Source organism: Azospirillum sp. (assembly GCF_035628975.1).
Classification (GTDB): domain Bacteria; phylum Pseudomonadota; class Alphaproteobacteria; order Azospirillales; family Azospirillaceae; genus Azospirillum.
The window spans coordinates 16,014-33,047 of the sequence record NZ_DASPIS010000066.1 but is presented as its reverse complement, the minus strand read 5'-3'; the positions used below and the strand labels follow the sequence as shown (position 1 = coordinate 33,047).

17 protein-coding genes are annotated in these 17,034 nt (G+C 68.8%); 12 read left to right on the top strand and 5 right to left on the bottom strand.

The window, feature by feature from the left end:
- The 6 genes from VD964_RS15030 to VD964_RS15005 all read left to right on the top strand — a co-directional run.
- Window positions 1-396, top strand: a 396-nt coding sequence (locus VD964_RS15030) for an SDR family NAD(P)-dependent oxidoreductase (protein WP_324869370.1), incomplete at its 5' end; no start/stop codon positions are given.
- 292 nt (window positions 397-688) lie between these two features.
- Window positions 689-3,196, top strand: a complete 2,508-nt coding sequence (locus VD964_RS15025) for a TonB-dependent receptor (protein WP_324869369.1) — start codon at window positions 689-691, stop codon at window positions 3,194-3,196.
- A 31-nt stretch (window positions 3,197-3,227) separates the two neighbouring features.
- Window positions 3,228-3,956 (top strand): cobalt ABC transporter substrate-binding protein, encoded by a 729-nt coding sequence (locus tag VD964_RS15020; protein ID WP_324869368.1) that lies wholly within the window; start codon window positions 3,228-3,230, stop codon window positions 3,954-3,956.
- Window positions 3,953-4,234, top strand: coding sequence for a DUF3649 domain-containing protein (locus VD964_RS15015; protein ID WP_324869367.1), 282 nt, complete (start codon window positions 3,953-3,955; stop codon window positions 4,232-4,234). The genes VD964_RS15020 and VD964_RS15015 overlap by 4 nt, the downstream gene beginning before the upstream one ends.
- Before the next feature lie 14 nt (window positions 4,235-4,248).
- Window positions 4,249-5,901 (top strand): PepSY-associated TM helix domain-containing protein, encoded by a 1,653-nt coding sequence (locus VD964_RS15010; RefSeq protein ID WP_324869366.1) that lies wholly within the window; start codon window positions 4,249-4,251, stop codon window positions 5,899-5,901.
- On the top strand, window positions 5,898-6,233 hold the full coding sequence (locus VD964_RS15005) for a DUF3325 domain-containing protein (protein ID WP_324869365.1): 336 nt from the start codon (window positions 5,898-5,900) through the stop codon (window positions 6,231-6,233). The genes VD964_RS15010 and VD964_RS15005 overlap by 4 nt, the downstream gene beginning before the upstream one ends.
- Here the strand turns inward: VD964_RS15005 and VD964_RS15000 are convergent.
- The 5 genes from VD964_RS15000 to VD964_RS14980 form a co-directional block, all read right to left on the bottom strand.
- Window positions 6,191-6,991 (bottom strand): ABC transporter permease, encoded by an 801-nt coding sequence (locus tag VD964_RS15000; RefSeq protein ID WP_324869364.1) that lies wholly within the window; start codon window positions 6,989-6,991, stop codon window positions 6,191-6,193. The two genes, VD964_RS15005 and VD964_RS15000, sit on opposite strands and share 43 nt — an antisense overlap.
- Window positions 6,988-7,938: an ABC transporter permease gene (locus VD964_RS14995; RefSeq protein WP_324869363.1), complete on the bottom strand. Its 951-nt coding sequence runs from the start codon at window positions 7,936-7,938 to the stop codon at window positions 6,988-6,990. Before VD964_RS14995 ends, VD964_RS15000 begins: the two co-directional genes overlap by 4 nt.
- Window positions 7,935-9,008 carry an ABC transporter ATP-binding protein gene (locus VD964_RS14990; RefSeq protein WP_324869362.1) on the bottom strand — a complete coding sequence of 358 codons (1,074 nt, stop codon included), beginning with the start codon at window positions 9,006-9,008 and terminating at the stop codon, window positions 7,935-7,937. The genes VD964_RS14995 and VD964_RS14990 overlap by 4 nt, the downstream gene beginning before the upstream one ends.
- A 215-nt stretch (window positions 9,009-9,223) precedes the next feature.
- Window positions 9,224-10,285 carry an ABC transporter substrate-binding protein gene (locus VD964_RS14985; protein WP_324869361.1) on the bottom strand — a complete coding sequence of 354 codons (1,062 nt, stop codon included), beginning with the start codon at window positions 10,283-10,285 and terminating at the stop codon, window positions 9,224-9,226.
- Window positions 10,286-10,536: 251 nt separating this feature from the next.
- The gene (locus tag VD964_RS14980) at window positions 10,537-11,493 is read right to left on the bottom strand and encodes a LysR substrate-binding domain-containing protein (RefSeq protein WP_324869360.1); all 957 of its coding nucleotides are present in this window, start codon (window positions 11,491-11,493) and stop codon (window positions 10,537-10,539) included.
- Between the two features lie 339 nt (window positions 11,494-11,832).
- On the opposite strand from VD964_RS14980, the gene VD964_RS14975 reads away from it, so the two are divergent.
- Genes VD964_RS14975 through VD964_RS14950 form a run of 6 tightly spaced genes read left to right on the top strand, consistent with a single transcriptional unit; the run spans window position 11,833 to window position 17,010 of the window.
- Window positions 11,833-12,966 (top strand): FAD-dependent oxidoreductase, encoded by a 1,134-nt coding sequence (locus VD964_RS14975; RefSeq protein WP_324869359.1) that lies wholly within the window; start codon window positions 11,833-11,835, stop codon window positions 12,964-12,966.
- On the top strand, window positions 12,947-13,249 hold the full coding sequence (locus VD964_RS14970) for a (2Fe-2S)-binding protein (protein WP_324869358.1): 303 nt from the start codon (window positions 12,947-12,949) through the stop codon (window positions 13,247-13,249). The genes VD964_RS14975 and VD964_RS14970 overlap by 20 nt, the downstream gene beginning before the upstream one ends.
- Entirely contained in the window at window positions 13,246-14,697 is a 1,452-nt protein-coding gene (locus VD964_RS14965) for an NAD(P)/FAD-dependent oxidoreductase (protein WP_324869357.1), read from the top strand. The genes VD964_RS14970 and VD964_RS14965 overlap by 4 nt, the downstream gene beginning before the upstream one ends.
- A 13-nt stretch (window positions 14,698-14,710) precedes the next feature.
- Complete coding sequence (locus VD964_RS14960; protein WP_324869356.1) at window positions 14,711-15,853, top strand: FAD-binding oxidoreductase; 1,143 nt, start codon at window positions 14,711-14,713, stop codon at window positions 15,851-15,853.
- Window positions 15,854-15,871: 18 nt separating this feature from the next.
- On the top strand, window positions 15,872-16,219 hold the full coding sequence (locus VD964_RS14955; RefSeq protein WP_324869355.1) for a RidA family protein: 348 nt from the start codon (window positions 15,872-15,874) through the stop codon (window positions 16,217-16,219).
- A 26-nt stretch (window positions 16,220-16,245) separates the two neighbouring features.
- Window positions 16,246-17,010, top strand: coding sequence for a transporter substrate-binding domain-containing protein (locus tag VD964_RS14950; protein ID WP_324869354.1), 765 nt, complete (start codon window positions 16,246-16,248; stop codon window positions 17,008-17,010).
- The last annotated feature ends 24 nt before the right edge of the window (window positions 17,011-17,034 follow it).

Sequence of the window (17,034 nt, the reverse complement as noted above, 5' to 3'; positions counted from 1 at the left end):
GACCGGCTGATCGCGCAGCGCGGGCTGATCGTCAATCTCGCCTCCGTCGCCTCCAGCTGGCCCTATCCCGGCGGCAACGTCTATGGCGGCACCAAGGCCTTCGTGAAGCAGTTCTCGCTCGGCCTGCGCTGCGACCTGTCGGCGCAGGGTGTGCGCGTCACCTCCATCGAGCCGGGCCTGTCGGAGAGTGAATTCACCCTGGTGCGCACCGGCGGCGACAAGGCGGCCTACGACGCGCTCTATGCCGGCGCCAACCCGCTGCAGCCGGAGGACATCGCCGAGACGGTGCGCTGGGTGGTGTCGCTGCCGCCCCACGTCAACATCAACAGCGTGGAGATCATGCCGGTCAGCCAGTCCTGGTCGCCGTTCAAGATCCACCGCGAAACGCCGGCCTGACACGCCCCCCACCTGTTCGCCGATTGAGACGAGCGCCGCCGGACTTCGGACCGGCGGCGCTCGTTTTTCGAGTTCCACTGGTTCCGCCCACGGCATTTGCGGAAAAAATCCAACGAAGCCAGACATCTGTTGCGCCCAGCAAGAATCGGTGCTTATAGTGCGAACGATTCGCATTATCGATGCGAGTAACACGCATTCGCTAATTTAGCACCGTCGTCCGACCGGCCTGGGGGGAACCGCGCCGGCCGCCGATGTCGTGCGGAAGGCATCGTTTGGCAGGGGAGCCGACAGCATGAAACGAGTTCGCGGCAAAGCCGCCGTCCGCCACACCGCCCATCCGTGTGGCGACCGTTCAGCCGCGCCTGATACCCGCAAATCCGGCCTGCGTCCCGCTGCCGTCGCGGCCGGGCTGGCCGCTGCGGTCCTGGCGGGCGGTGCGTTCCTCGCGCCCGCGGCCCATGCCCAGGCGACGGCGGCCACCGTCAACGCCGACATTCCCGCCGGCCCGCTGGGCGAGGCGCTGAGCCGCTTCGCCGCGCAGGCGGGCGTCACGGTCCAGGCGGACCCGGCGGCGATCCGGGGCAAGAGCTCGCCCGGTCTGAAGGGCGCAACCACGGTCGAAGACGGCTTCCGCCGGCTGCTGGCGGGCAGCGGCTATGGGATCGCCCGCGCGGGATCGGGTTATGCCCTGGTCGCGCAGAGCGCGGCTGCCCCGGCGACCAACCAAGCCGCCACCCCGACAGCATCCCCCGACAGCGCGACCCTGCCGGCCCTGCAGGTGACCGCCAGCGGGATGATGCCCGGCGGATTGGCGCAGCCCTATGCCGGCGGGCAGGTGGCGCGGGGCGGATCGGTCGGCCTGCTGGGCAGCCGCGACGTCATGGACACGCCCTTCAGCACGGTCAACTACACCTCCGAGCTGATCGAGAACCAGCAGGCGCGCACCGCGGCCGACACGCTGATCAACGACGCCTCCGTCCGGCTCACCACCGGCAGCAACGGCTTCGACGACACCTTCCAGATCCGCGGATATGCGGTGGGAGCCGGCGATGTCGGCTTCAACGGCATGTTCGGGCTCGTGTCGTCCAACCGCGTGCCGGCGCAGATCGTCGAGCGGATCGAGCTGCTGAAGGGTCCCGGCGCCCTGGTCAACGGCATCGCCCCCAACGGCAGCACCGGCGGCGGCATCAACATCCTGGCCAAGCGCGCCGGGGACGAGCCGCTCACCCGCGTCACCACCACCTACACCAGCGACGCCAATCTCGCCGCGCATGTGGATGTCGGCCGCCGCTTCGGCGAGAACAGGGAATGGGGCGTCCGCTTCAACGGCCTGATGCGCAACGGCGAGGCGTCGGTCGACGGCGGCAACCTGCGCTCCGGCCTGGGCGCCCTGGCGGTCGATTACCGCGGCGAGCGGCTGCGCTGGTCGATGGATGCCATCACCCAGCGCGACGACACCGACAATTTCCGTCCGCAGATCAGCATCCTTCCCACCACCACCGCCATCCCCTCCCCGCCCGACGCCCGCAGCAACTGGTTCCCCGGTACGACCCTGGTGCAGAAGGACGTCACCGTCGCCTCGAACATCGAGGTGGACGTGACCGACAGCCTGACCGCCTATGCCGGCATCGGTTACCGCAAGGGCGAGAACGACCAGACCTTCCCGGGTACGACGACCGCGGTGAACGCGCTGGGCAACTTCACGGTCCGCAACGCCTATTACGATTCCTACTCCCGCACGGTCAGCGGCACCGCGGGCGTCCGCTGGCGTTTCGAGACCGGCCCGGTCCATCACTCGCTGAATGTCGGCTACAGCGGCTTCAAGCGCGACGAGGGCAACGCCTACATCCAGTCGGCCGGCTCCGCCCTGTCGAACATCTACAATCCCGTGCCGCTGCCGGCCGTCACCGCTGCCCGCACCTCGGCGCGCAAGTCGGCGGAAACCACGCTGACCAGCTTCGCCGTGGCCGACACCCTGTCGGTACTGGACGACCGGGTGATGCTGACGCTGGGCGCCCGCCGGCAGAAGGTTCATGTCGACAGCTTCAGCACCGCGACCGGCCTGCAGACCGGCACCTACGATGCCAGCGCGACCTCGCCGCTGGCAGGGTTGGTGGTCAAGCCGCTGTCCAATGTCTCGCTCTACGCCAACTATGCCGAGGGTCTGACGCGCGGCACCGTGGTCGGCGCCGGCTATGCCAACACCGGTGCGGTGCTGGCCCCCTTCAAGTCCAAGCAGTACGAGGCCGGGGTCAAGGTCGATTGGGGTTCGGTCACCACCACGGCGGCGGTGTTCCAGCTGACCCGGCCGAACTCGATCCGCAACGCCGCCAACGAGCTGGCCTATGACGGCGAGCAGCGCAACCGCGGCCTGGAGCTGTCGGCTTATGGCGAGATCCTGCCCGGCCTGCGCGGCATGGCCAGCGCCTCCTTCATGGACCCGCAGCTGACGCGCACCGCCAACGCCGCGGTGCAGGGCAACGACGCCGCCGGCGTGCCGGACAAGACGTTCTCGGCCGGGCTGGATTGGGAAACCCCGTGGGTCCAGGGCCTCGCCCTCAACGGGCGGGTGATCTACACCTCCGGCTCCTACCTGACCGACGCCAATACCCTGCGCTTCGACGGCTGGACCCGCTTCGACATCGGCGCGCGCTATGCCACCACCATCGTCGGCACGCCGGTCACCTTCCGCGCCAATGTCGAGAACCTGTTCGACAAGGACTATTGGCTGACCACCGGCACCTACGTGACCGTCGGCGCGCCGCGCACGGTGCTGCTGTCCGCCTCCGCCGATTTCTGATCCCCACCTCCCCGATCCAGTTGGATTAGCCATGAACAGACTGTCCATCGCCATCGTCGCCCTGCTGGGACTCGCGGTGCCCGCCAACGCCCACCAGATCTGGATCGAACAGCCCGACGGCCAGAACGCGGTGATCCGCTTCGGCGAGTTCGGCGAGAACCTGCGCGAGGCGTCGCCCGGCCTGCTCGACAAGTTCGTCAAGCCGGCCGGCACCCTGGTCTCCGCCAAGGGAGAACGGGCGTCGGAAGCGGCCAAGACCGCCACCGGCTTCACCCTGCCCTTCAAGGCCGGCGAGGGCGAGAGCATCGTCGCCGACGACCCGCTCTACCCGCTCTATCCCGGCAAGGAGAACGGGAAGGAGACCGCCAACTGGTATCACCCGTCGGCGCGCCTGATCACCGGCTTCAAGGAACAGAAGCCGAAGCTGGCCCTGGACCTGGTGCCCGCCGGCCAGCCCGGCAGCTTCAAGCTGTTCTTCAAGGGCCAGCCCAAGGCGAAGACCAAGGTGTCGCTGGTGACCCAGTCCGGCTGGGCCAAGGAGGCCTATACCGACGAGCAGGGGCTCGTCAGCTTCGACCTGCCGTGGAAGGGCACCTATGTGGCGGAGGTCAGCCTCACCGACCCCACCCCCGGCGAGCGTCCGGGCACCAGCGGCATTGAGCGCTATGACGCCGTGAGCTACGCCACCACGGTGACCTACGTCCATGGCGACGGTCTGGCGCCGCTTCCCGCCGGTCCGGCGGCAGCGCCGCACCAATGACCCCGCTGATCGACCGCGCCCGCCGCTCGGCGCCGGTCGCCTCGCGCATCGTCGCCGCGCTGTTCGGCGGCTATGCACTGGCGGCGCTCGGCAGCGTGGCGGCGCTGGCCCTGCCGATGAGCAAGCCGCAGGCCGTGCTCACCGGCATGCTGGCGAGCTTCGCCATCTATGCGGGCGCGGTGGTCTGGGTCTTCGCCGCGCGCAATGCGCTGCGGGCCTGGGCCGGCCTGCTGGCGGCGGCGGTGCCGCTGGCAGCGGCGGCGTGGTCGGTCTGGTGAGGGGGAGTGGGGCCGTGAAGACGGACAACGTAATGCGGGACAAGGCACAGCGTCCCGCCGGCCGCGGCATCCGCCAGAGCATGTCCGGCTTGCACATCTGGGCCGGCCTGCTGATGGGCTGGATCTTGTACGCCATGTTCCTGACCGGGACGGTGTCCTACTTCAAGGACGAGCTGTCGCAATGGATGCGGCCGGAACTGGCGCATCAGGCGGAACTGCCCGACCCGGCCCTGGTGGCCCAGCGCATCGCCGACGAACTGGTCGCCAGCGTGCCCGGCAGCCCGCAATGGAGCATGCGCCTGCCGGACGCGCGCACCAACAGCGTCTACGCCTTCTGGCGCACGGCGCCGGGGGGATCGGGCGCGGAGGGGGGCCGGCGCGCCTTCGGAGAGGCGAGTTTCGATCCAGCCACCGGCGGCAAGGTCACCGCGCGCGACACGCTGGGCGGCGACTTCTTCTACCGCTTCCATTTCCAGTTCCACTACATGCCGGCGCTGTGGGGACGCTGGATCGCCGGGGCGGCGGCCATGTTCATGCTGGTCGCCATCGTCAGCGGCGTCATCACCCACAAGAAGATCTTCGTCGATTTCTTCACCTTCCGCGGCGGCAAGGGACAGCGGTCGTGGCTCGACGCGCACAACGCGCTTTCGGTGTTCGGCCTGCCCTTCCACTTCATGATCACCTACACCGGGCTGGTCACGCTGATGGCGCTCTACATGCCCTGGGGCGAGCAGATGGCGATCAGGACGCAGGCCGAGCGCCAGCAGATGACCGCCGAGCTGAACGCCTTCATCCAGCCGGGCAAGCCCAGCGGGCAGGCGGTGCCGCTCGCCTCCGTCGCGGAGATGGTGCGCCACGCGCAGGAGCGCTGGGGCCATGACAATGTCGGCCGCGTCACCGCCACCAATCCCGGCGATTCCACCGCCCGCGTGGCCGTGGCGCGCGGCGAGTCCGGCCGCGTCTCCATGAGCCCGCAATACATGCTGTTCGAGGGCACGACCGGCAGGCTGCTGGAAACCCACGAGAGCGTCGGCGCGGCGGCGGAGACGCGTGGCGTGCTCTATGCCCTGCATCTGGGGCGGTTCAGCGACGGGGTGACGCGCTGGCTGTATTTCCTCGTCAGCCTGATGGGCACGGCGATGGTCGGCACCGGGTTGGTGATGTGGACGGTGAAGCGCCGGCAGAAGCTGGCCGATCCCGAACGGCCCCATATCGGCTTCCGCATCGTGGAGCGGCTGAACATCGCCAGCATCGCCGGGCTGTCGGTCGCCATGACGGCCTATCTGTGGGGCAACCGCCTGCTGCCGGCGGGCATGGCGGAGCGCGCGGCCTGGGAGATCCACCTGTTCTTCGCGGTGTGGGCGCTGACGCTGGTCCATGCCGTGCTGCGCCCGGCCAAGGCGGCCTGGATCGAGCAGTTGTGGGCGGCGGCGGCGCTGCTGGCGCTGCTGCCGGTGCTGAACGCCGTCACGACCGACCGGCCGCTGTGGCACAGCCTGGGTCAGGGCGATTGGGTGTTCATCGGCACGGATCTGATGTGCTGGGCGCTGGCCGCACTCCACGTGGTGCTGGCGCTGCGCACCGCCCGCCACCGGCCGAAGCTGCGCGCCGCGCCCGCGAAGGAACGGGGTGGCGTCATCGGCGGCGCAGTTGAGGAGGGACGATGATGATGCACCTGCTGTCTTTCGCGCTGTGCCTTGCCGGCTTCGGGTCGCTGGCCCTGGCGATGGAGCGCCAGCAACACGACCTGTTCGGACGCCGGCTGGAACCCGCCGTGACGCGCGCCCTGCGCGTGGCGGGAACCAGCGCGCTGCTGCTGGCGCTGGGGGTGCTGGTGAACTGGCAGGGCTGGGGGCTCGGCCTCGTCATGCTCAGCGGCCACACCAGCCTCGCCGCGGGCGTCGTGTTCTGCACGATCATCCGTTTGACGAATGCCGGTGCTCCGCCGCGGGCGGCTCAGTCGCGGCCCTTGCCGACCAGCAGCCGTTCCAGCCCATAGACGCGGTCGAGCACCAGCATGGCGGCGACCGTCAGGAAGATCAGCACCGCCGACACCGCGGCGACCAGCGGGTCGATGTTGTCCTGGATGTAGAGGAACAGGCGCACCGGTAGGGTGGTGGTTTCAGGCGAGGCGATGAAGACGGTCATCGTCACCTCGTCGAAGCTGTTGATGAAGGCCAGCACCCAGCCGCTGGCGACACCCGGCAGGATCAGCGGCAGCGTCACCCGCCGGAAGCAGGTCCAGGAGGAGGCGCCGAGCGACGATGCCGCGTTCTCCACCGCGCGGTCCATGCCGGTGGAGGCCGCCAGGATCAGGCGCAGCGCGAAGGGCAGGATGATGATGACGTGGCTCAGAACCAGCCCGACGAAGGTGCCGCCCAGTCCGATCATGGTGAAGAAGCGCAGGAAGGCGATGCCGAGAACGATGTGCGGCACCATCAGCGGCGACAGGAACAGCGCCTGGATCGCCTCGCGCCCGAAGAACTGGTGGCGCGCGATGGCGAGTGCGGCCGGAACCGCCACCAGGATCGCCAGGGTCGACGACACCGCCCCCAGCAGCAGGCTGTCCTTGAAGGCGCGGATGAATTCCGGATTGTCGCCGATGGCGCGGAACCAGCGCAGCGACAGGCCCTCGGTCGGCAAGGACAGATAGCCCTGCGAGGTGAAGGCCACGGCGCAGACGATCAGGATCGGCGCCAGCAGGAAGCCCAGGAACAGGACGTGGAAGATCAGCGCGATCGGGCCGTTGCGGTTCATTCGAACACCTGTTTGTAGCGACGTTCGACCAGCCGGTTGCAGCCGACGATGATGACGATGTTGGCGATCAGCAGCAGCACCGCCACCGTGGCGCCCAGCGGCCAGTTGAGCGTGTTCAGGAATTCGTCATAGGCGAGAGTCGCCGCCACCTTCAGCCGCCGCCCGCCGATGATCGCCGGGGTGGCGAAGGCGCTGGCCGCGAGCGCGAAGACGATGATGGAGCCCGACAGGATGCCCGGCACGATCTGCGGCAGCACCACCCGGCGCATCACCGTCAGCGGCCCGGCGCCCAGCGACAGCGCCGCATTCTCCACCTGCGGGTCGAGCCGCTGGAGAGAGGCCCAGACCGACAGCACCATGAAGGGCACCAGCACATGGGTCAGCGCGATGATGACGCCGGTTTCCGTGTACATGAACTCGATCGGCGTCGCGATCAGCCCCAGCGCCATCAGCCCCTGGTTGACCAGCCCGGTGGAGCCGAACAGCAGCGCCCAGCCCAGCGTGCGCGACACCACCGAGATCAGCAGCGGTCCCAGCACGATCAGCAGGCAGAGCCCGCGCCAGGGCGATTTCATGCGGCGCAGGATGTAGGCCTCCGGCGCGCCGAACACCGCGCAGAGGATCGTCACCACCGCGGCGATGCGGAAGGTGCGCAGGAAGACCTCGTGGAAATAGCTGTCGGCGATGATGTCGGCGTAGTTGCCGAGCTGCCAGACATTCTCGATGCCGCCGTAGAAGCTGAAGCTGTTCAGCGACAGCAGGAAGGTCATCACCAGCGGCACCAGCAGCAGCACCGCGAACAGGGCAAGGCCGGGGGCGCTCAGCAGATAGGGCGCCCAGGGCAAGCGGCGCCGACGGCGCGGCGGAGGTGCGTGGGCGCCCTGGGGAGTTGCCGGGTTCGCAGCGGACGCCTGGACTTGGGAATCGGTGGAGGCCGCCATGCTCATGCCGCCTCCCGGGCGGACAGGTCCGCCTCCGGATCGGCCGGCATCACCGCCATGTCCTGCGGACGCCATCCGATCATCACACGCTCGCGCTCCGCCGGCAGGGGGGAGCCGTCATGCTGGCGGATCACCATCACGCGGCCGGCAGCGGTCTCGATCTCGAACAGCCACTGCGTGCCCTGGAAGACGCGGGCCAGCACGGTGCCGCTGAGGCCGCCGGCATCGACGAAGCCGATCTTCTCCGGACGGACGGCCAGCGCCCCCTGCCCCACGGGCACCGGCTGCGACACCGGCCAGACGGAATCCGCCACGGTGATGACGATACCGCCGGAACCGCTGCCGACCATGCCCGGCAGCAGGTTGGTGCGGCCGAGGAAGTTGGCGACGAAGGCGTTGGCCGGGCGGTCGTAGGCCTCCTGCGGGGAGGCGACCTGCTGGACGCGCCCCTTGTTCATCACCACGACACGGTCGGACAGGGCCATCGCCTCCGACTGGTCGTGGGTGACGAGGATCATGGTGGTGCCGACGGTGCGCTGGATGCGGCGCAGCTCGATCTGCATCTCCTCGCGCATCTTGGCGTCGAGATTGGACAGCGGCTCGTCGAGAAGCAGAAGGCTCGGCTTGATCACCAGCGCGCGGGCCAGCGCCACGCGCTGCTGCTGGCCGCCGGACATGCGGCGGGGGTGGCGGTCGCCGTACTGCTCCAGCCCGACCAGCTTCAGCGCCTCGGCCACCATGCGGTCACGGTCGGCGCGGTTGATCTTGCGCATCTCCAGTCCGAAGGCGACGTTTTCCGCGGCGGTCATGTGCGGGAACAGGGCATAGCTCTGGAAGACGATGCCCAGCCCGCGCTCGTTCGGCTTCTTCGCCAGCAGGTCCTGGCCGTCCAGCATCACCCGCCCGCCGTCGGCGTCGAGGAAGCCGGCGATCATCTGCAGGGTGGTGGTCTTGCCGCAGCCCGACGGCCCCAGCAGCGAAATCAACTCGCCCTTCTCGACGGTCAGCGAGACGCGGTCGACCGCCGTCCAGTTGGCGAAGCGCTTGGTCAGTTGGTCGAGTACCAGATAAGTCATGCCGTCGTCTCCCTCTCCCTTCATCCCCCTCTCCCCCCCGCTCACGCGCAAACTTCGTTTGCGCTGACGCGACAGGCGGACCTTCGGTCCGCCGAAAGCGGGGAGAGGGTCGGGGTGAGGGGGATGCACAGGAGTGGATTCTCGAGAATCCTCACAGCGCGCCCCCCTCACCCTAACCCTCTCCCCGGGGGGAGAGGGGATGCGGCCTCACACCTTCAGCGCTCGATCTCGCGGGTCCAGCGCTTGTTCCACTGCTCGCGGTTCTTGTTGATGGTGTCCCAGTCCACCACCAGCAGCTTGCCGACCTGTTCCGGGCCATAGGGGATGCCGGCCTGCTTGTCGGCGGGCAGTTCCACCGTCTTGTTCACCGGGCCGAAGCCGGCGCTGACGGCCAGCGCGGTCTGCGCCTCGACGCCCAGCATGTGCTGGATGAACTTCTGCGCCTCGGCCGCATTCTTGCTGCCGGCGACCTGACAGGCGGCGGAACCGAGAACGATGCCGCCTTCCTTCGGATAGACAAAGGTGGCGGGGAAGCCGGTGTCGGCCAGCGCCTTGGCCCGGCCCGAACCCCAGACGGCGATGACGGCCTGGTTGCTCTGGAACAGCTCGGTCATCTTGCCCGGCGACGGCTCGTAGGCGAGCACGTTCGGGTTGATCTTGTCCTTGAATTCCTTGAAGCCCGGCTCGATGTTGGTCTCGCCGCCGCCGTTCAGGCGGGCCATCATCACCAGCGCGTGCAGGCCGTAGCTGTTGTTGATCGGCGGAACGACCAGCTTCTTCTTGTAGCGCGGATCCTCGATGTCCTTCCACGAGGTCGGAGCCGGGATCTTGTTCTCGTCGAAATAGGCCTTGTTGTAGAGGATGCCGGTGCCGACGGCGCCGAAGTTGATCGCCTTGCCCGACGGCATCTTCGCCAGGTCGTAGAGCTGGTCGTAGACCGGCGCCTTCTCCAGGTCGGCGCAGAAATTCAGCGCCACCGCCTGATACATCGGGCCATCGTCGAGGATGACGACGTCGATCTGCTGGTTGCCCTTCTGGGCCTGCAGCTTGGCGAGGTTGTCGGTGGAGTTGCCGGCGACATACTCGACCTTCACGCCCATCGCCTTCTCGAAGGCCGGGATGATGTCCTTGCGCATGGTCTGCTCGAAGGACCCGCCATAGGCGGCGACAAAGAGCGTCTTGTCCTGGGCCGCCGTTTGGGCCTGGGCCGTCTGGACCGCGGCCATGCCGCACCACAGGGCCGCCGTCGCCATCAACCCGCACATCACGGAGCGCATCGTCATTCTCCTCTTGAGCCTTGGTCCCTGTTTACGGTCGCTGTCCGCTGTTCTCGGGGGTTCATCTGGGCCTGATCTTCGGACCGCATCGCGACACGGATCCGGATCGCCGTTTTACCGTTCCTCACCTTGCCGCCGCCGTTGTCTGCGGGCTGTTTTTCGGAAAGGTCGCGGTCAGGACGCGGACCAAGGGTGCTGGTGTGGTCACATAACCGTCAAATCGAATAACCGCCATCATTCATCCAGTAATGTTATAATTCCGTATTCCGAACCAGTTGAGGGCCGGCTTCGGTGCCGCCGCCCGGTTCGAGGAAGCCGTCACGGAAGCGGGTCGCTTCCTCCATGAAGCCGGCAAGGAAATCCTCCGCGATCATCGACAGCGGCACCTGGGCGGATCTGAGGATGGCGATGTCGAAGCCGATGCTCGGTTCGAACGGGCGGACGACCAGCCCGTGCGGGACATAATCCTGGGCGGTGAAGGGATCGACGATCGACACGCCGTAACCGGCCGCCACCATGGCGCAGGCGTTCATCGTCAGCTGGGTTTCCACCCGCATCGCCCGCGACACGTCATGGTCGGCGAACACGGTGTCGATGCGGGAACGCAGCAAGGCCGGCGGGCTGGTGGAGATGAAACTCTCCCCCTCGAAGTCCTTCGGCGTCAGGACGTCCTTGTCGGCCAACGGATGGCCGGGCGGCAGGATGGCGACGGCGGGAATCCCGTGAATCTTCTCGGTCAGCACCGCCGCATGATCGATGGGGGTGTGTGCGAACCCAAGCTCGCACTGGCCCGTCGCCACCCAGTCCAGGATGATGGGCGAGGTGCTGCCGCGCAGCGCGATGTCCACCCGCGGCCGTTCGCTGAGGAAGCGCGCGACGTAGCGCGGCAGGAAGCCGACGCCCAGCGCCGGCATCGCCGCCACCCGCAACGCCCCGCTGCGCCGCGCGGTCAGGTCGCGCGCGGTCTGCTCGATCAGTTCCAGCCCGACGAAGGCACGGTCGACCACCTGATACAGCGAGATGGCCTCGCTGGTGGGAGCGATGCGGGGGCCGCGCCGTTCGAACAGAGTCAGCTTCAGCGCATATTGCAGGTCGCTGATCAGGCGGCTGACCGCGGGCTGCGAGATGTTCAGCAGCTCCGCCGCCGCTGTGATGCCGCCGGTCAGCATGACGGCGCGGAAGGCTTCGATCTGGCGCGGATTGATCATGGCGCCCGGCCCGCTCCCGTGGCGGGTACATAACATTCGGTCATGAAACACCCCTTCAATCTGATTTGACAGTTATAAGTTGGCTGCCGATGCTGTCGCAAGGATCAAGGAGCGGCCATGCGTCGCCGGGAAGCATCCCGCGGCGCTCAGCCCGTGAAAACCCTGCAGTTCGCAAGCCATCCATGCGCAAAGCCGGCACGGTCCGGGCTTTGCGGAAGATTACGCGATGCATCGGGAAGTATTCGGCACCGCATGCGGGAGCCGGACCGGCAGATGCGCGCATCACGATAACGGCGGCGGCCGGTGCGCACGGTGTCGGCGCCGGCGGGAGTGGAGACGATGACGCAGCCCAGTCGGGGCGGAGAGTACGACGTCGCCGTGATCGGTGGCGGGCTGGTCGGATCGGCGCTGGCCTGGGGCCTCGCGCGGTCGGGGCAGAAGGTCGCGATGCTGGACGAGGGCGACATCGCCGTCCGTCCGTCGCGTGGCAACTTCGCCCTGGTCTGGGTGCAGGGCAAGGGCCTGGGCATGGCGGAATATGCCGGCTGGACCAAGCAGTCCTCCGACGACTGGAGCGGTTTCGCCGACCTGCTGCGCGAGCAGACCGGGCTTGACGTCGCCTACCGGCGCCCCGGCGGCTTCATGCCGATGCTGTCGGAAGAGGAGCTGCAGGCCCGCGCCAACACCATGATGCGGCTGCACAACCAGCCCGACATGATCCCGTACCCCTACGAGGTGATGGACCGCGAGACGCTGCGCAAGGAGCTGCCCTTCATCGGGCCGGACGTGGTCGGCGGCACCTATTGCCCGCTGGACGGCCACTGCAACTCGCTGCGGCTGCTGCGCACCCTACACAAGGGGATCGGCATGCTGGGCGTCGATTACCGGCCCAACCACCGGGTGGAGAGCATCGAGCATCGCGACGGCGGCTTCCGCATGACCACCGCCGGTGGTGAAATCCGCGCCGGCAAGGTCGTGCTGGCCGCCGGTCATGACAGTGCGCGGCTGGCGCCGATGGTCGGGCTGTCAGCCCCTGTCCGCCCGCAGCGCGGCCATGTCATCGTCACCGAAAAGACCGCACCCTTCCTGCATCATCCCACCGTCTATGTCCGCCAGACCGACGAGGGCGGGGTGATGATCGGCGACAGCTTCGAGGAGACCGGCTTCGACACCACGCTGCAGCCGGGCATTTCGTCGGCGATCGCCCAGCGCGCCATCCGCTTCTTCCCGCTGCTGGGCAAGCTGAACGTGGTGCGGAGCTGGGCGGCGCTGCGCGTGCTGACGCCGGACGGCTTCCCGATCTACGAGGAGTCGAAGACGGCCCCCGGCGCCTTCGTCGCCACCTGCCACAGCGGCGTGACCCTCGCCGCCAACCATGCGCTGACGCTGGCGCCGCTGATCGCGGCCGGCGGCCTCGGCGACCGTTTTGCGCCCTTCAGCGCCCGGAGGTTCCATGTTCCGCAGGCTGCCTGAAATCGAGACCGCGGCTGAGAAGGTTTCCTTCACCATCGACGGCCGTCCGGCCAGCGCGCGGGCCGGCGACAGCGTCGCCGCCGCCCTGCTGGCCAACGGCGTCACCGCCTGCCGCAACACGCCGGTCAGCGGTGCGGCGCGCGGTCCTTACTGCATGATGGGCGTCTGCTTCGACTGCCTCGTCACCATCGACGGGACCGGGAACCGCCAGGGCTGTCAGGTGCGCGTGGCGCCGGGCATGGCGGCGGAAACCCAGAACGGCAAGCGCGAGGTGGAGCGATGAGCGCATTTGACTTCGACATCGCCGTCGTCGGCGCCGGGCCGGCCGGTCTGGCTGCTGCCGCGCTGGCCGCTTCCAAGGGCGCGTCGGTCGTCCTGCTCGACGAGCAGGCGGAACCTGGCGGGCAGATCTACCGTGCCGTCACCGAGACGCCGGTGCGCGACCGCAAGGTGCTCGGCCCCGACTATTGGCATGGCGCCGAGCTGCTGGGTCCGCTGCGCGACAGCGGCGCCGCCCACTGGCCGGGCAGCACGGTGTGGAGCGTCGCCCGCCCGCGCGAGGATGGACCGGACGGGCAGCGCCGCATCCAGATCGGCCTGTCGCGCAACGGCGCCGCGGCGCTGCTGACCGTGCGCCACGTCATCCTGGCGACCGGCGCGCTGGAACGGCCCTTCCCGATCCCCGGCTGGACCCTTCCGGGCGTGCTGGGAGCCGGTGCGGCGCAGGTTCTGCTGAAGACCTCCGGCCTCGTGCCGTCGGGCGCCACGGTGATGGCGGGCAGCGGGCCGCTGCTGTGGCTGCTGGCGTGGCAGTACCTGCAGGCCGGCGCCCGGATCGACGCCATCCTCGACACCACGCCGAAGGAGAACTGGCGCGCCGCCCTGCCGCTGCTGCCGGGCTTCCTGCGCTCGCCCTATCTTGGCAAGGGCATGAAGCTGATGCTGGAGGTGCGGCGCAAGCTGACCGTCATCGGCAACGTCACGGCTCTGCGCGCCGAGGGCGGCCTTGCCGGTGAGGGCGTGCTGAAGAGCGTCGTCTACACCCGCAACGGCACCGAACACCGGCTGCCCGCCGACACGCTCCTGCTGCATCACGGCGTCATCCCCAACCTGAACCTCGCCAACGCCACCGGCTGCGCCCAGCGCTGGGACGAGCAGCAGCGGTGCTGGCGTCCGACCACCGACGAATGGGGCGCGACCTCGGTCGAAGGCGTGTCGCTGGCCGGCGACGGCGCCGGCATCGGCGGCGCCCGTGCGGCTGAGGAGGCGGGCCGTCTGACCGCGCTCGACGCGCTGCACCGGCTGGGCCGCATCGGACGGGAGCAGCGCGACCATTCCGCCGCCCCCTTCCGCGCCGCGCTGGACCGCGCGTTGACCGGCCGCGCCTTCCTCGACACGCTCTACACCCCGGCGGAAGCCTTCCGCGTGCCGGCCGACGACACCATCGTCTGCCGCTGCGAGGAAATCACCGCCGGCGCGGTGCGCGAGGCGGTGCGGCTCGGCTGTTCCGGCCCCAATCAGGCCAAGAGCTTCCTGCGCTGCGGCATGGGTCCGTGCCAGGGCCGGCTCTGCGGCCCGACGGTGACCGAGGTCATCGCGGCGGAGCGCGGCGTGTCCCCGGCGGAGGTCGGCTATTACCGCCTGCGCCCGCCGGTGAAGCCGATCACGCTGGCCGAGTTGGCCGCCCTGCCGAAGACCGACGCCGACATCGACGCCGTCTTCAAGCACTGAGCGGAGCCGCGCGATGACCGCCACCGCCTCCCCCAAACCGGTCTCCTTTTGCCCGGACGTCATCGTCATCGGCGGCGGCCTGCACGGCTGCTCCGCCGCGCTGCACCTGTCGATGCGCGGCGTCCGCGTGCTGGTTCTGGAGAAGGACCATGTCGCCCGCCACGCCTCCGGCGTCAATGCGGGCGGCGTGCGCCAGCTCGGCCGCCATGTCGCGGAGGTGCCGCTGTCCGTAGCCTCGATGGCGCTGTGGCACGGCATCCGGGATCTGGTGGACGATGATTGCGGCTTCGAAAGCCACGGCCAGATCAAGGTGGCGGAGACCGAGGCGGAGCTTGAGACGGCGCGCGCCCGCGTCGCCGATCTCAACGCGCTGGGCTTCACCCACGAGGAGGTGGTCGGGCAGGAGGAACTGCGGTCGCTGGTGCCGGCCATCGCCGATCATTGCGTCGGCGCCCTGGTGTCGCGTGGCGACGGGGCTGCGATCCCCTTCCGCACCACCTTCGCCTTCCGCCGCAAGGCCATTGCGCTGGGCGCCCGCTTCCAGGAGGGTGGTGCCGTGACGCGGCTGGTCCGACAGGGTGGCCTATGGACTGTCGAGACGGCGGACGGCGGCCGGTTCGAGGCGCCGGTGGTGGTGAACGCCGCCGGGGCCTGGGCCGACCGCATCGCCGCGCAGGCGGGGGAGCCGGTGCCCTTGGAGGTCATCGCGCCCATGCTGATGATCACCGCCCGCGTCGCCCCTTTCATCAAGCCGGTGGTGGGCGCCACGGGCCGCACCCTGTCCTTCAAGCAGTTCCCCAACGGGACCGTGCTGATCGGCGGCGGGCTGCTGGGCCGGGCGGTGCGCGACGAGAACCGGACGGAGCTGGACTTCTCCCAGGTGTCGGTGAACGCCCGCACAGTCTGGGACCTGTTCCCGTGCATGCGCGGCGCCACCATCGTCCGTTCCTGGGCGGGGATCGAGGCGCGGATGCCGGACGATATCCCGGTGATCGGCCCCAGCGGCACCGAACCGGACCTCTACCATTCCTTCGGCTTCTCGGCGCACGGCTTCCAGCTCGGCCCCATTGTCGGGCGCATCACCGCAGACCTGATCACGGCCGGGTCCACCGACCTGCCCATCGACCCCTTCCGCATCGGCCGCTTCGCCGCCTGACCCTTGGAGCATCATCCCGTGACGATCCAGCGCTTCCACCCGACCCCGCGGCTCTGCGACATGGTGATCCACAAAGACACCGTCTATCTCGCCGGCCAGATCGTCGATGACGGCTCCACCACGGTGGAGGCGCAGACCCGCGACGTGCTGCGCCAGATCGACGCCCTGCTGGCCGAAGCCGGCACGTCCAAGAGCGGCATCCTGACCGCCACGGTCTATCTCGCCGACATCGCCACCTTCCCGGAGATGAACGCCGCCTGGGACGCCTGGGTCGACAAGGCCAACCCGCCGGCCCGCGCGACGGTGGAGGCCAAGCTGGCCGACCCGTCGATCCTGGTCGAGATCGTCGTCGTCGCCGCGCGCTGATCCCTTTCCACCTGTCGGAGCCTGCCATGAAGCGCCTCACCTCGGGCGTTGCCGCCCTTTTGTTGCTTGCGTCCGGCGGCATCGCCGCGGCGCAGGAGATCCGCATCGCGACCGAGGGCGCCTACCCGCCCTTCAACTTCACCCAGCCCGACGGCAAGGTGGCGGGGCTGGAGGTCGATCTCGCCAATGCCCTGTGCGAGCGGATGAAGCGTCCCTGCACCGTCGTGGCGCAGGAATGGGACGGCATCATTCCGGGGCTGCTGGCGAAGAAGTACGACGCCATCATGGCGACGATGAACATCACGCCGGAGCGGGCGAAGGCCATCGGCTTCTCCACCCCCTACATGGTGGTGCCGGCCTATTTCGTGGCGCCGGCCAAGTCCGCCATCGACGGGTCGCCCGCCAGCCTGCGCGGAAAGACCATCGGCGCCCAGGTCTCCACCACCCATTCCCGCTATGTCGAGAAGCATCTCGGCAGCGAAGCGACGCTGAAGACCTACGACACCGCGTCCAACCTGCTGGCCGACCTGAAGGCCGGGCGCGTCGACGCCGCCATCACCACCGGCGCCACCGCGTCCGACTGGGTCAAGGGCGACGGCGGCAAGTCGGTCAAGCTGGTCGGCCAGCCGGTGATCGACGCCGAGGTGTTCGGCCCCGGCATCGGCGTCGGCCTGCGCAAGGAGGACGAGAGCCTGAAGCAGTCCTTCGACGAGGCGATCCGCGCGGTCGTGCAGGACGGCACGCTGGCCCGCATCGCCGCCCGCTACGTCGATTTCTCCATCACCCCCTGAGTTCTTTTCAAGCCAAGGAGCAGT

Bases quoted from the DNA above. Each gene is read 5' to 3' on its own strand.
- VD964_RS15025 (WP_324869369.1), top strand. From the start codon at position 689: ATGAAACGAGTTCGCGGCAAAGCCGCCGTCCGCCACACCGCCCATCCG.
- VD964_RS15020 (WP_324869368.1), top strand. From the start codon at position 3,228: ATGAACAGACTGTCCATCGCCATCGTCGCCCTGCTGGGACTCGCGGTG.
- VD964_RS15015 (WP_324869367.1), top strand. From the start codon at position 3,953: ATGACCCCGCTGATCGACCGCGCCCGCCGCTCGGCGCCGGTCGCCTCG.
- VD964_RS15005 (WP_324869365.1), top strand. From the start codon at position 5,898: ATGATGATGCACCTGCTGTCTTTCGCGCTGTGCCTTGCCGGCTTCGGG.
- VD964_RS15000 (WP_324869364.1), bottom strand. From the start codon at position 6,991: ATGAACCGCAACGGCCCGATCGCGCTGATCTTCCACGTCCTGTTCCTG.
- VD964_RS14995 (WP_324869363.1), bottom strand. From the start codon at position 7,938: ATGAGCATGGCGGCCTCCACCGATTCCCAAGTCCAGGCGTCCGCTGCG.
- VD964_RS14990 (WP_324869362.1), bottom strand. From the start codon at position 9,008: ATGACTTATCTGGTACTCGACCAACTGACCAAGCGCTTCGCCAACTGG.
- VD964_RS14985 (WP_324869361.1), bottom strand. From the start codon at position 10,285: ATGCGCTCCGTGATGTGCGGGTTGATGGCGACGGCGGCCCTGTGGTGC.
- VD964_RS14980 (WP_324869360.1), bottom strand. From the start codon at position 11,493: ATGATCAATCCGCGCCAGATCGAAGCCTTCCGCGCCGTCATGCTGACC.
- VD964_RS14975 (WP_324869359.1), top strand. From the start codon at position 11,833: ATGACGCAGCCCAGTCGGGGCGGAGAGTACGACGTCGCCGTGATCGGT.
- VD964_RS14970 (WP_324869358.1), top strand. From the start codon at position 12,947: ATGTTCCGCAGGCTGCCTGAAATCGAGACCGCGGCTGAGAAGGTTTCC.
- VD964_RS14965 (WP_324869357.1), top strand. From the start codon at position 13,246: ATGAGCGCATTTGACTTCGACATCGCCGTCGTCGGCGCCGGGCCGGCC.
- VD964_RS14960 (WP_324869356.1), top strand. From the start codon at position 14,711: ATGACCGCCACCGCCTCCCCCAAACCGGTCTCCTTTTGCCCGGACGTC.
- VD964_RS14950 (WP_324869354.1), top strand. From the start codon at position 16,246: ATGAAGCGCCTCACCTCGGGCGTTGCCGCCCTTTTGTTGCTTGCGTCC.